Genomic DNA, 14140 nt, shown 5'->3' with positions numbered 1-14140 from the left:
TAACTTACCTTCAAAGTTTTCGTATATTTTCTTCTAAAGAGCTGATTGCGTCTTCAAGCTGTTTGCTTAAAATATCATTAAGTGGATAGTTGGAAATAATATTATTGAGAAGTAAAACGAGATTGCTTAATCGTAGACTCTCTGCTACACTTTTGAGCTGTTTTGCTTTTTTTAAGAATTTTTCTTTGCGCATTTTGATACTGTTGAGAGTTTTAAGCTCGATTATGAGATCTTCAAGAATCTCAATGAAATCATCCTTGTCAATTTGTGTCAATTCTAAAGAATCTTGCAGCTCTTCTAAAGAGATAGTAAAGGGGCTTGGCTCTTTTTTGAGAGACTCAAGATCTTGTATACATTTTTTGACAAGTTCTGGGTTTTGATTTACATTGACTTGATCAAGATATTTGGCACACTCTTGGAGATAGAGATTTCGTGCAAAAGATGCAAGCTTGTGAAGTTCATTATAGTTATTATATGCAAGATTGAGCTTTATTTCATTGATAAGTTCTTTAAGATACTCTTGATACTCATTTAATGAGAGCCCAAGCTCAGTAGCGGCCTCTTCAATTACTTCGCCTTTGACTGAGGATGGTTGTTCGTTAGATGAAGATGGCTCTTCTCTTTGTTCTTGAGTATGAGTGGTGGCTGATGGTGTGAGTGCATTGGGGTTAAAAAGTTTAAGCTCTTTGTCTATTGTTACATTGAACTCTTTTGCTAAATATTTTATATAGGCGTAAAAATCTTGAAGTTTTTCTACCATCTCTTCTACAGAAGACTCTTTTTTAACTTGTGAGAGAACCTCTTGAATTGGTTTGAGGCGAAGGTTTGCTGCTACACCTTTGAGTGTATGGATAGTGCTATAGAGACTTTTGGTGTCTCTTTTTTTTATAAAACTGTTTATTTCATCTAGCTTTTCGACTGCATGGCTAATATATTCTTTGATGAAATCTAAAATAATCTCTTGATCAAGATTGAGTTCGATAGAGATTGATTCGAGATCCAAAGAGGGCATCTCTTTTTCTTCAATATTAATATATTCTGGCTCTGGTTGCATTGCAGGGGTACTGGTTGCAGGTTGCGTCGGTTTTGCTTGTGCTTGTTGAGGCTGTATATTGGCAATTATACACTCTTCATTGAATGTGTTAAATTCAAAAGTAACAAGATAGTAATTTGAGAGATTATGCAGTGAACCAAGTTGAGTAACTTTAAGAAAAACTTCGAGGACTTTACCATCTTTTGTTTGAAGGAGGGCTCTATGTGTTACTGTGGTATTAGTTAAGACATAATCTATCCAGTGAAAACTTCTAAATTGATGGATATATCCTGGTTTTTTTACAAAAAATTGTGAGAGATCTGTTACCTCTTTTTTGAACTCTTCTAGTGAAGAGTACCCTAACATCTCTAATGTCTGTTCATTGATGGCGATGATTCTCTTTTGCGCATCGTATAAAATCACTTCCAGGCCCTCACTTTATTCTCATCTTTTTATATTATTCCATAATAATCTGAAATTTTAAATTAATTGAGGCTTTTTTTGATATTTTTTGCATCTTTTTTGTTAAGGACATCTGATAGTTCCTCTTCACTGGCTAAGCGAATATTTTCAAAACTTCCAAAATAGTTTAGAAGTTTGCGAATTTTTGCTTCTCCTATACCAGAGATTTTGAGTAGTTCAAGCTCTTTAGCTTTTTTACTGCGCTGTTTGCGATGAAAAGTAGTGGCAAATCTATGTGCTTCATCCCGTAATTTTTGTAAAAATTGTAATCTTTTGTCTGTTGGAAGGAGTCGAAGAACGCCATTTTGTGTATAGATAATATCTTTTGCCTCTCCTTTTGCTCTATGAGCCTTGGCATCGATCTTCTCTTTTGCAATTGCTATGACATCGATAGATACACCGAAGCTTTGCGCAATATCTTGTGCAAGTCTTCTGAGTGTCTCACCCCCATCAATAAGCCACATATCTGGGGGAGGATTTTTTGCAAAACTCTCACATCTATGAGTGAGGAGTTCTTTCATCTGTGCATATTCATCTTGCGTGTGCAGATTATAGTGGCGGTAACTTTTTTTATCAAATGCTCCATTTTCATAGACTATCATCGCTCCAACTGGAACGGAGCCGCTGATGTGAGAGTTGTCAAAAACCTCTATGCGGTAGGGTTTACTGTTAAGATCTAAAAGGTTTTGGAGTTGTTCTTCAATATCGCTTTTTGGTTTGCTTTTTGCAAGAATCTCTTTTGCATTGAGTTGCGCGATATCTGCAAGTCTTCGCTTTTCGCCTCTCTTGGGGTGTGTTATAGTTATTTTTTTGTTAAATTTTTGACTTAAAAAATTCTCTAACTCCTCTCTTGCTTCAAATTCCTCGGCAACTACTATCAAAGAAGCAGTAAGCGGAGTTTGTGTAGTATAAAACTCTAAAAGTACTCTTTTATAAGCCTCTTCTTTGTCAAAACCTTTATACTCATCAATGCGCACAATATTTGAGCTGCTAGCTACTACTTTTCCTTCGCGCATAAACATTCTTACGATTGCAGCTTGGGTTTTGTCTGAAGCAATAGCGTAAACATCTATATCTTGGAGTTTTGCAAAATCTATTTCACTTTGGATCTCAATAGCGCGAATTTTATCTATGCGATCCCTTATCTGAGCAGCCTCTTCAAAGCGCAGTTGCGCAGAGAGTGCAAGCATCTTTTGCTCAAGTTTTTGCAAAAGCAGTTTTTTATTGTGGATATGTGCAATCGCTTCATCGAGAATTTTTCTATACTTCTCTTTTGAAATTTTTCCCTCGCACGGTGCAAGGCATTTTTGCATCTGATAAAAGAGGCATGCTTTTTTTCCTTTTATGCAGGACTCTTTTTGCACAAGGGGAAATATTTCATAAATAGAGTTTACAATATCTTTTGCTGCACTAGGAAATGGACCAAAATATTTTACCTTTTTGCCTGCAAGAACTTTGCGTGTAATTTTTAGCCTTGGAAATTCTTGCGCAAAATCTACATAAATATAGGGATAGGTTTTATCATCACGCAAGAGAATGTTATATTTTGGTTTGAGCTGTTTAATAAGGGAGTTTTCGAGTATCAAAGCATCATTTTCAGAAGAGACAACAATATATTCGAGATTTTTGATCTCACTTACCATTTTATATATGCGAGGTGAGAGGTTTGGAGCTGGTGTAAATGGGGTGAAGCGAAAATAGCTTTTGACCCTTTTTTTGAGGCTTTTAGCTTTGCCGATATAAAGCAGTCTTCCCTGAGCATCAAAATATTGATAGACGCCTGGTTGGTCAGGGAGCTTTTTAATCTTCTCTTTGAGCTGCTGCATTTTTTTTGATACTCTCTTTGATGCGTAAAAGAATCTCGGCTAATTTTTCATTTTTGACTTCTATAGCAAACTCTCCTTTTGCTCGCTCTTTGTATTTTTGCAATGAAGTTTGGGATTGCTCCTGTTTTGGTGGACGAAATTTGGCATAGCACTTAATTTGTGAAAATTCGAGATTTTGACAATAAATATACTCTTTTTTTGCAAGTTTTAATACCTCATTTATATGTTTTTTATTATAATTGAACTCCATAACAAAGCCAGGATGGTTGAGTACAAAGTAGAGGGTTTCTTGCTTTTTATATATGTAAAGAATATGATCCTGGAAACGTTGGGGAAGAAGTTTCATAATTCTTTGAAAACATCGCTGATAAACAAATTTTGGTTGATTGGAATAGAGATGCGAAAATATAGTATTTGGATTTTTCATACCATAATTATAGCACTTTTGATGGGGGCTTTGAGCGGTTGCGGGTATAAAGCTGACCCTGTCTATCAAAAACAGCAGGAAAACAGATAATGCAGTATGATTACGTTATAGTAGGAGCTGGAATTGCTGGGCTCTACGCCTCTTTGAATATCCCACAAAATAAAAAGGTACTGATACTCTCAAAAGATCCTATTTGGGAATGTAATACATTCTATGCGCAAGGCGGTGTAGCAACAGCAATCGATGAGAGTGATATTCCATCACATATTGAAGATACACTCAAAGCTGGAGCAGGTCTTTGTAATAAAGAAGCAGTAGAGATTCTCAGTCGCAACTCCATTGGAGTCATAGAGGATCTCATTATGCGTGGTTTTGAGTTTGATAAAGATGAAAAGGGAAATCTTCTTTTTACAAAAGAAGCAGCACACTCTAAAGCACGTATACTTCATGCAGGAGGCGATGCAACAGGAAGAGAACTGCATAAATTTTTACTCCAGCACTGCAAGGCAAAAGTGCTTGAGGGCGTTATTGTTATAGATCTTCTTATTGAAGAGGATAGAGTCTATGGCGTTACAGTGAGACAAGGGGCAAAGCAGTTTAACGTATATGCTAACTATGTCATTCTTGCAAGTGGTGGTATAGGATCTCTATATGAATATCACACTAATGCCAAAAAAATTAGTGCAGATTTGCAAGGTCTTGCAGCTATGAAGGGGCTGCATCTTAAAGATATGGAGTTTACCCAGTTCCATCCAACGGTCTTTGTCTACAACACAAGAGCAAGGAAGTATCTTCTCACTGAAGCATTGCGAGGTGAGGGGGCAACGATTGTTGATGAAAATGGCTATAGATTTTTGTTTGAATATGATGAAAGAGGGGAGCTAGCTCCACGTGATATAGTGAGTCGTGCTATTTATAAGTATCAAAGGGAAGGGCACAAAGTCTATCTTAATTTTGAGAACTTTAGTGAAGAGTTTTTTAAAAAACGCTTTCCAACAATTTACCGCAATTTTCGCAATTTAGGATTTGCAGTACCGCATGAGCAGGTTCCTATCTCTCCAGCATTTCACTTTGCTATGGGTGGTATTGCTACAGATACATGGGGTAAAGTTGAAGGCATGCAAAATCTCTATGCAATTGGTGAAGTAGCATGTACCGGTGTGCATGGCGCAAATAGATTGGCAAGTAACTCTTTGCTTGAAGGGCTTGTATTTTCTAAACGTGCTATAGAAGATACCCTGCTTCAAAATGTTAACCTTACTTTTAAAGAGTTCAAATCTCGTAACTTTTTACTTTCCAAAAGTAAAGATAAAGAGTATAAATCCCTTCTTCGCCGCACAATGTGGGAGAAGGTAGGAATTGTAAGACATAAAAAGGATCTACTGGAAGCTTTGGAAACTATTGAGATGATAGCTTCACAAGATATTGGTCATCTCTTGCAATTAAGAATTTTGAGTGCAAAAGCGATAATAGAAGCAGCACTGAAGAGAAAAGAGAGTATAGGTGCACATTATAGAGAAGATTGAAGGAGAATAAATGCATGAAATTCATTTGACACAGACGTGGGTAGGATATCTTAACCTCGTCATTTTTATAGTTGGCTACTATTTTATAGCGGCTGAAGAGAAGTTCCATATGAACAAAGCCAAGCCTGCTTTGCTTATTGGTACGCTCATGTTTATGTTGTTAGGTATCTATTTTACTTTAAACCATCTCGATCCAGAACCACTGCATAATGAGATGGAAAAGCTTATTTTAGAAATTGCAGAGATATTCTTTTTCCTCTTTGTAGCTATGACTTTTATTGAGACATTAATTGAGAGAAAAGTATTTGATGTACTCAAATATAAGCTCACTTCAAAAGGGTATAGTTATAAAAAGCTTTTTTGGATAACTGGAGCACTTGCTTTTTGGATTTCTCCTGTTGCAGATAACTTAACAACAGCACTAATTCTCTCAACAGTGCTCTTTACAATTGATAAAACAAAAACGCAGTTTTTAGTTCCAGGAGCAATTAATATTGTGGTTGCGGCAAATGCGGGGGGTGCATGGAGCCCTTTTGGTGATATTACTACTTTAATGGCCTGGACTGCAGGGAAAGGAGAGTTTGTAGATTTTCTCTATCTCTTTGTACCAAGTTTTGCAGGATGGGTGTTGACAGCCTGGCTACTTTCATTTTTTGTACCACAAGGTGAGCCCCATTTTGATGCAAGTTTGCCAAAAGCAGAGCTCAAACCTGGAGCAAAAGTGGTTATTTGGCTTGGAGCATTTACTATTTTTATAGCTGTTTTAGGTCACCAACTTTTCCATTTTCCTGCAATGTGGGGCATGATGTTTGGTTTGGCTCTTTTGAAGATGTATTCTTATTTGCATAAACGCAAAAACCAAGAAGATCACTTCGATGTCTATGTCAATATGAAAAATGTAGAAAATGATACGCTGCTCTTTTTCTTTGGTATTTTGAGTGCAGTGGGAGCGCTCCATTTTATGGGATATCTTGAATATGTCGTCAAACTCTATGATATCATAGGACCAACTGCTGGCAATATTGGTGTTGGATTTATTTCTGCAATCATTGACAACGTTCCAGTAATGAGTGCAATCCTTAAAGCCAATCCACCAATGGGTATCGATCAATGGCTTCTTGTGACATTAACTGCTGGTATTGGTGGGAGTCTTATTAGTTTTGGAAGTGCTGCTGGTGTTGGTGTTATGGGAAGACTCAAAGGTATTTACACATTTGGCGCACATATGAAGTATGCATGGACAGTTTTGGCTGGTTATGTGCTTTCGATTATTTTATGGTATATTCAGTTTGAGATTTTAGGTCTATATTAAAAGGAAATAGATGAAGCAAGTTCCTATTGTAATTCTCGATTTTGGTTCACAATATACGCAACTTATTGCAAGAAGACTTAGAGAAGTTGGGGTTTATTGTGAGATATATCCCTTTTTTGAAGATATTGAAAAGATTAAAGAAAAATCCCCCCAAGGTATTATTTTCAGCGGGGGGCCTGCAAGTGTTTATGAGCCTGACGCTCCAAGGGTAGATAAAGCGATATATGATTTGGGATTGCCAATACTAGGTATTTGCTATGGCATGCAGCTGATTACTGTTGATTTTGGTGGAGAGGTGATCCGCGCGCTGCATCATGAGTATGGCAAGGCCAAACTCTATTTTGATCCCATTCACGGACACGTTTCATCCCTCTTTGAAGGTACAAAAGATGGGCAGGTTGTATGGATGAGTCACGGGGATAAAGTAGAAGAACTCCCTGAAGGTTTTATACGGATAGCTCATACTGACAATTCTCCTTATGCAGCCATTGCTAATGAGCAAAAGCAAATTTATGCTTTGCAGTTTCATCCTGAGGTCTCGCACTCAGAAGAGGGACAAAAGATTTTAGAAAATTTTGCCCGTCGTATTTGTAAGATAGAGTCAAAATGGGATATGGGGCATTTTGCTAAAGAGCAAATAGAAAAGATCCGCAAGCAAGTCGGCAATGATAAAGTATTGTGCGCACTCAGCGGTGGTGTTGATAGTTCTGTTGTGACTGCACTGCTCTATGAAGCTATTGGAGATCAGCTTATTCCTGTGTTTGTAGACAATGGGCTCTTGCGTGAGGGTGAGAGAGAAAAAGTGGAGCATGTCTTTAAGAATATGCTTCAAGTGCCTCTTGTTGTTATCGATGGGCAAAAGAAATTTTTAGAGGCTCTCAAAGGTGTGACTGAGCCAGAGCAAAAACGTAAAATCATAGGCCACACATTTATTGAACTCTTTGAAGAGGAAGCTAAAAAGCATAAAGATGTGAAGTATCTTGCACAAGGAACGCTTTACCCTGATGTAATTGAGTCAGTTTCAGTTAAAGGGCCAAGTGAGACAATAAAATCGCATCACAATGTTGGAGGACTCCCAGATTGGATGCAGTTTGAGCTCATTGAGCCTTTACGTGAACTTTTTAAGGATGAAGTGAGAAAATTGGGTCTAGAGCTAGGATTACCAAGAGAGATGGTCTATCGTCATCCTTTCCCAGGACCGGGACTCGCAATCAGGATCTTAGGAGAAGTCAACGAAGAGTCTTTACAGCTTGTACGAAGGGCCGATACTATTTTGCTTGAAGAGATAAAAGCTCATGGGCTCTATGAGAAACTGTGGCAAAGTTTTGCGGTGTTGCTCAATGTCAAGAGCGTCGGAGTTATGGGTGATAAACGCACATATGAAAATACAGTAGCACTCAGAATTGTAGAGAGTAGTGATGGTATGACCGCAACCTTTGCCCATATACCTCATGATCTTTTAGAGCTTATTAGCAATCGTATCATTAATGAAGTGGATGGTATTAATCGCGTAGTCTATGATATTACTTCCAAACCGCCAGGAACAATAGAGTGGGAGTAGGGTGAGTATTTATATCCTCTCTGATAGTGATGTTGAGGGAGCTAAAAAGCTTCCCCTCATCAAACAGATTCCACTTGTTTCTTCTATTGAGGTAGACGGTTTTGATTATCTAATTTTTACTTCCAAAAATAGCGTAAAAATTATCAATTATTTTAATCCCCTTTGGAAAAAAATTCCAGCTTTAGCTATTGGAAAAGCCACTTCAAAGACTATAGAGCAGTTGGGTGGTAAAGTTATATATAAGGCAAAGAGTTTTTATGGCGAGGATTTTGCCAAAGAGATAGCTCAAAAATTTGATAAAAATGGTCGGTTTCTTTTAGTGCGAGGGAAAAAGAGTCTCAGTGATATTAAAGGTATTTTATCACAACATGGATTCAGTATTGATGAAAAGATAATTTATCAGACAGTTTGTGAAGAGTGCAAATCACTTGATAAGCCAGAAAAAGGTGCAACAATCATCTTCTCTTCTCCTTCGACTATTGAGTGCTTCTTTCGCTGTTTTACATGGGATCCTAGCTACCAAGCAGCTGTAATAGGTACTAAAACTGCTGCGTATATGCCAGCAGATATTTCCTATAAGCTCTTTTCACAAAAGAGTTTACAAGAGATTGTTGATATTATAGGTAATTCCTAAGGTTTTACTGGGTAAATTTTGTTATAATTGCATAAGAGCCTGAGCGGTGCGCTACCCGCAGTATGGGGGTCCGACAATCGCGAGATTGAGAGAGGCCAGTAGTTCTTGGTGTGTGTCGGTGACTTCGCTTGAGCTAAGGTGTCTTAGCGAGAAGTTGCCGCCTAATCCAAGACTCGCTCTCTCTAATTATGGTCTTAGGGACCATTGCATTGCGTGAACGCCCGCTTGGGCTTTTTGTTTATACCCACAACTCTTCAATAAAGGTATCAAAAATATGAAAGTCATGGTTGTAGGCAGTGGTGGCCGCGAATATGCAATAGGGTTAGCACTCAAAAAAGATAAAAATGTAGAAGAGATTTTTTTTGCTCCTGGAAATGGTGCCACCCTTGAACTTGGAGAAAATGTAGAGATAAGTGATTTTGAAGAATTGGCAAAATTTGCCGGACAAAGAGGTATTGATTTAACTGTTGTAGGCCCTGAAGCACCATTGGTTGAGGGCATTGTAGATATCTTTAGAAAATATGGATTAAAAATTTTTGGTCCTACCCAAAAGGCTGCGCTTTTGGAAGGTTCCAAAATTTATATGAAAAACTTTTTGAAAAAATATAATATTCCAACTGCACGCTATATCGAAACATCTATTATGGAAGAGGCTGCAGCTTTTATAGATGAGCTTACTCCTCCTATTGTAGTAAAAGCTGATGGATTGTGCGCTGGCAAGGGAGTTATTATTGCACAGAGCAAAGAAGAGGCAAAAGAAGCAGCTGCAAGTATGCTCAGTGGTGAAGCTTTTGGGCCTGCAGGGGAGAGAGTTATAGTTGAGGAGTATCTCGATGGGTATGAGTTGAGCATATTTGCTGTATGTGATGGAAAAAACTACAAAATACTTCCAGCAGCCCAAGATCATAAAAGACTTTTAGATGGAGATAAGGGGCCAAATACTGGCGGTATGGGAGCGTATGCACCAACGCCACTTATTGATGAAGAGCTCTATAAAAAGATTGAAGAGAGGATAATAGCGCCTACCATTGAAGGAATGGCACAAGAGGGTGTCCCTTATGAAGGGGTGCTTTTTGCAGGACTCATGATAGTTGGTGGAGAGCCTTATGTACTTGAATATAATGTACGCTTTGGAGATCCTGAGTGTGAAGTATTGATGCCACTTCTCAAAACTCCTGCAAGTGAGCTTTTTTATAAAGCTGCTACAAAACAGCTTGACTCATTAGATATTGAGTTTTATGATAAATATGCTGTAGGTGTGGTAATGGCAAGTGAAAACTATCCTTATGGCAAGAGTAAACCGAGTGAAATTATCATTGATGAAATAGTACACAAAGAACTTGCAGAGCGTGCCCATATCTGTTTTGCAGGAGTGAGTCTGATTGAAGGTAAACTCTATGCAACAGGTGGGAGAGTTTTGGTCTGTGTTGGGATTGGTGATAGTATCAAAGAAGCAAGAGATTATGCATATATGCTAACGGGACAGGTACATTTTGCAGGGAAAAAATTTAGAACAGATATCGCCTATCAAGCTTTGCAAGTAAATGAGTCCTAAATATTTCTCTCTCTTTTGTCTCTGTGTGGCACTTCTTGCAAAAGAGGTGCCTGTAAGAATCTACAGCTATGAAGTAGAAGCACAGCAAAATCAAGTAGTAGCAAAAAAACGTGTGGTAGTGGAATATAAGAGCTATCACATAGAAGCAGATAGAGCCGAGTATGATAAAAAACTTCAAATTGTTAAATTTTATGGTGACATCACTATACTTGATGATGCAAAATATAGTGCAGTAAGTAACTTTGCTATTCTCGATCTTATTCATGATAAAGTTTTGATAAAATCCTTTTTTTTTGATGAGTCTGGATCCAATACATGGATTGGTGGAACGAGCGCAAAAGCAAACCCTCAAAAGATTGAATTAAAAAATGCTTTTCTCTCTAGTTGTGATGTACGATGCAGTGACTGGAAACTAGGATTTGCTAAAGGAGTACTTGATCGCAAAAAGCATTGGATAGATCTCTATCATATACAATTTTTTGCTAGAGATATCCCTCTTTTATATGTTCCTTATATCGGATTTTCTACCCTCAAGCAGCGCCATACTGGGCTTTTGCGTCCAAATCTCGGGATTTCTCAAGATGAAGGCTTTATATATCTACAGCCATTGTATATTGCTGAGCAAAACTGGTGGGATTTGGAAATTACTCCCCAAATTCGTACCAAAAGAGGGCAAGGAGTTTATTCAGCATTTCGCTTTGTCGATTCGCCAGATTCATTTGGAAAAATCACAACAGGAGTTTTTTACGAAAAGAAGAGTTATCAGCAAAGAGAAAAGATAAAAAACCAAAAGCATTATGGACTTGATATATTCTATCAGCATGAAAATATCTTTACACCAAAAGAGAATATCTATAAAAACGATGGCCTTTATAGTGATATTCATAGCTATAATGATGTTGATTACTATAATCTGCAAAAACACAAAGAAATTGAGGGGGTAGATTCTCAAATCACTTCAAGGCTCAATTATGTCTTTAGCTTTAATAAACACTATTTTGGTATGTATATGAAATATTTCAAAGATAACCGCAAAACTCATAATGCTAATACTCTGCAACTTGTACCTTCGTTGCAGTATCATAAATATCGTACACAGTTTTTCAATCGTCACTTCTCTTATGATGTTGATATCAAGCTCAATCACTTTTATCGTGAAGAAGGGCTTAATGCTCTTGAGTATCGACTCAATATCCCTGTACGTTTTACTACCACTTTTTTTGATGACTTGCTAGGATTTTCTATAAGTGAAAATCTTTTTGCCAATTATGCTGATTACAATTTTGTTAACAAACATCTTAATAAAAAATGGAAAAATAACTATATCTATCGCAATCAACACCAAATATCTTTCTATAGCGATCTTTTTAAAAATTATAAAGATTTTTTTCATATACTCCATCTTGATACAACCTTCTACATCCCTAGTTTTGAAAAGATACGAGGAGATCAAGCGCCTTTTATTAATATTGGTAACAATGCGAAAAAAGTGGTTTTAAGTCTGAGTGAATATTTTTACGATAAAACTGGAGAAGAGATGTTGTATCATAGACTCGTACAGCCAATTAATTATAACGAACAAGATAAACTCGATGATCTTGAAAACGAAATAGGAGTGAAATTTAATAATGGATTGGCTTTTAATACTGATATCTTCTATTCTCACAACCGTTCTATATTGAGTGAAGCTGTAACTACAGCCAGTTACAAAGATGATTTACAAGAGCTGTTCTTATCGCACTTTTACAAAAATAGAGTAAAAGGTGAAAGAGATTCTCATTTCATACGGTTTATAGGTAGTCGTAATTTATCAAAAAAATATAAACTATTTGCTACAATAGATTATGATTTAAAAGATGGCGCATCAAGGAATTGGAGTATTGGCTGGGGGATGCAAAAAAAGTGTTGGAGCTATGAGATAAGTTATAAAGAGGAGGTACTGCCAACTCTTACAAGAGAGGGTAGCAGATCGTATGAAAATAATACAATCTATTTTCGGTTGGAGTTTTATCCGCTGGGCGGTTTTTCTAAATCTATCATTGATACAGTAAGCGAAAGGGCATTATAATTGAAAAGTGAAGCGAAAGTTGGGCTTTTTGTTGCTATAGGATTAGTGTTTTTATTTTTACTGACTACACAAGTAAATAAATTTTCCAATTTAGGTAAAAAAGGGTATGAAATTTATGCATTGCTTGATGATGCAAGCGGATTAGAGAAAAATGCAAAAGTAAAAATCAAGGGTGTAGATGTTGGATTTGTCAAAGATCTTGGACTTGAGGGTGCAAAAGTCAAAGCTTTGCTTTTTATTTTTGAAGGTGTAAAAATTCCTCAAGACTCTATAATTGTTTTACAGCAGCAAAGCCTCTTGGGAACAAAATATTTAGCAATAGAGCCTGGAAGTTCAACAGAGTATGTGCAAAAAGGTCAAACACTCCAAAGGCAAAAAGAGTATGTATCTTTTGATCAAACTTCTACTACTATTAACGATGCAGCTAAAGAGTTTAAGAGCTTTATAGTAGAGTTACGCAAATCAATAGCTGGCGCAAGTGGGGAAGATCTCAAAAAAAGTATAGAGAATTTGCAAGAAATCACGCAAAATCTCAAAGAACTTATTAAAAAAAATCACGACAATATAAGTGCAAGTATAGAGAATATTAAAAAAATGGGCGAGGAGTTGGCTGCTGCTGGAAGAAAATTCGGAAACATGAGTGATAAATTTGCCTGCACTGCAGATAGCATCAATAAAGATCTTCCAAAAATCTTGCAGCGTGTAGATGAAATCACGCTTTATCTACGAGATAGTGGAAAGGATCTTAAAGATAAACTTCCTACACTTATGGACAGATTTGCCACAATTGAAGAAGATCTGGAAGATATCCTCAAAAACAATAAACAACCGCTCTCTCGTGCGATAAAATCTGCAGATAACTTTTTTAGTAGTGGAAGCAGCTCATTCAAAAAGCTCGATAACTACCTTGCAGCTATAGGGAAGAGCCAAATAGATGTAAATTTTAATAGTTTGTATATGGTTGATGATAATTATAATAAAAACAGTTTTAGTGTGAGTTATATTCCTACACCGAATAAATACTATATCTTAGGTGTTGTATCAATGGATGATTATTCGCAAAAAGATAAAAACGGAAATTTCATTCCTCCAAAAAAACATGAAGATGCAGCCTATTATGTGAATGCAGAGTATGCGAGAAGATATGCTGATTTGCGTTTTCGTTTAGGACTGATAGAAAATACCGGAGGAGTGGGACTAGATTACTATCTTTTTAATGATAGGGGAGAGGCTTCAGTTGACCTTTACGATTTTAATGCTGTAAATGATGTAAGAGGAGATGAACCCCATCTAACACTGCGTTATCGTCATAGATTTCTCAAGCATTTAAATGCCTATATTGGTGCAGATAATATTTTGAATGATAAATGTCGTAACTTTTTTGTAGGTATGGGGCTCGATTTTGTGGATCAAGATATGAAGTATCTTTTAGGAACAGTTAGTGGTGCAGGATCGTTTATCAAATGAGACAAGATCCTGTGACACTTATCCATGAAGCTTTAGAGACATTGGGGCTTCCTCCAATGGTTTCTTATAAAGAGATAAAAGAGCGTTATCGAGAACTGAGCAAGCGCTATCATCCTGATAGGGGAGATGAGAGCGAAAAAATGGCGCAAATTAACCATGCATATGAGATACTTAAAAACTATATTGAAAATTATAAATTTAGTTTTTCCCAAGAGGAGATTTTAAAACAGTTTCCTTTTGAAGAGTATGTAAATAAATTTAGATTCTGA

At 36.9% G+C, this 14140-nt stretch carries 11 protein-coding genes; 8 read left to right on the top strand and 3 right to left on the bottom strand.

The window, feature by feature from the left end; genetic code table 11:
- Positions 1-10 precede the first annotated feature (10 nt).
- From JG738_RS07710 to JG738_RS07700, 3 genes are all read right to left on the bottom strand, one after another.
- Positions 11-1456 (bottom strand): Hpt domain-containing protein, encoded by a 1446-nt coding sequence (locus tag JG738_RS07710; protein WP_201337335.1) that lies wholly within the window; start codon positions 1454-1456, stop codon positions 11-13.
- Positions 1457-1518: 62 nt separating this feature from the next.
- The gene (uvrC, locus tag JG738_RS07705; protein ID WP_201337333.1) at positions 1519-3321 is read right to left on the bottom strand and encodes an excinuclease ABC subunit UvrC; all 1803 of its coding nucleotides are present in this window, start codon (positions 3319-3321) and stop codon (positions 1519-1521) included.
- Entirely contained in the window at positions 3296-3748 is a 453-nt protein-coding gene (locus JG738_RS07700) for a hypothetical protein (protein ID WP_201337331.1), read from the bottom strand. Before JG738_RS07700 ends, uvrC begins: the two co-directional genes overlap by 26 nt.
- A gap of 89 nt (positions 3749-3837) precedes the next feature.
- On the opposite strand from JG738_RS07700, the gene nadB reads away from it, so the two are divergent.
- The 8 genes from nadB to JG738_RS07660 all read left to right on the top strand — a co-directional run bounded on the left by nadB (position 3838) and on the right by JG738_RS07660 (position 14140).
- Positions 3838-5274 carry an L-aspartate oxidase gene (gene nadB / locus JG738_RS07695; RefSeq protein WP_201337329.1) on the top strand — a complete coding sequence of 479 codons (1437 nt, stop codon included), beginning with the start codon at positions 3838-3840 and terminating at the stop codon, positions 5272-5274.
- 10 nt (positions 5275-5284) lie between these two features.
- Positions 5285-6586 carry a sodium:proton antiporter NhaD gene (nhaD, locus tag JG738_RS07690; RefSeq protein WP_084276468.1) on the top strand — a complete coding sequence of 434 codons (1302 nt, stop codon included), beginning with the start codon at positions 5285-5287 and terminating at the stop codon, positions 6584-6586.
- Between the two features lie 10 nt (positions 6587-6596).
- Positions 6597-8147: a glutamine-hydrolyzing GMP synthase gene (gene guaA, locus JG738_RS07685; RefSeq protein ID WP_201337327.1), complete on the top strand. Its 1551-nt coding sequence runs from the start codon at positions 6597-6599 to the stop codon at positions 8145-8147.
- 1 nt (position 8148) lies between these two features.
- The gene (locus tag JG738_RS07680; protein ID WP_201337325.1) at positions 8149-8781 is read left to right on the top strand and encodes a uroporphyrinogen-III synthase; all 633 of its coding nucleotides are present in this window, start codon (positions 8149-8151) and stop codon (positions 8779-8781) included.
- 274 nt (positions 8782-9055) lie between these two features.
- A complete protein-coding gene (purD, locus tag JG738_RS07675; protein WP_084276465.1) occupies positions 9056-10336 on the top strand; it encodes a phosphoribosylamine--glycine ligase in 1281 nt (426 codons plus the stop codon).
- 25 nt (positions 10337-10361) lie between these two features.
- Positions 10362-12404: an LPS-assembly protein LptD gene (locus JG738_RS07670; RefSeq protein ID WP_201337324.1), complete on the top strand. Its 2043-nt coding sequence runs from the start codon at positions 10362-10364 to the stop codon at positions 12402-12404.
- Positions 12405-13871 carry an MlaD family protein gene (locus JG738_RS07665; protein WP_201337322.1) on the top strand — a complete coding sequence of 489 codons (1467 nt, stop codon included), beginning with the start codon at positions 12405-12407 and terminating at the stop codon, positions 13869-13871.
- Complete coding sequence (locus JG738_RS07660) at positions 13868-14140, top strand: DnaJ family molecular chaperone (RefSeq protein ID WP_201337320.1); 273 nt, start codon at positions 13868-13870, stop codon at positions 14138-14140. The genes JG738_RS07665 and JG738_RS07660 overlap by 4 nt, the downstream gene beginning before the upstream one ends.

The organism is Nitratiruptor sp. YY08-26 (genome assembly GCF_016593215.1).
Classification (GTDB): Bacteria; Campylobacterota; Campylobacteria; order Campylobacterales; family Nitratiruptoraceae; genus Nitratiruptor; species Nitratiruptor tergarcus.
This window is presented reverse-complemented; position numbering and strand designations above follow the sequence as displayed.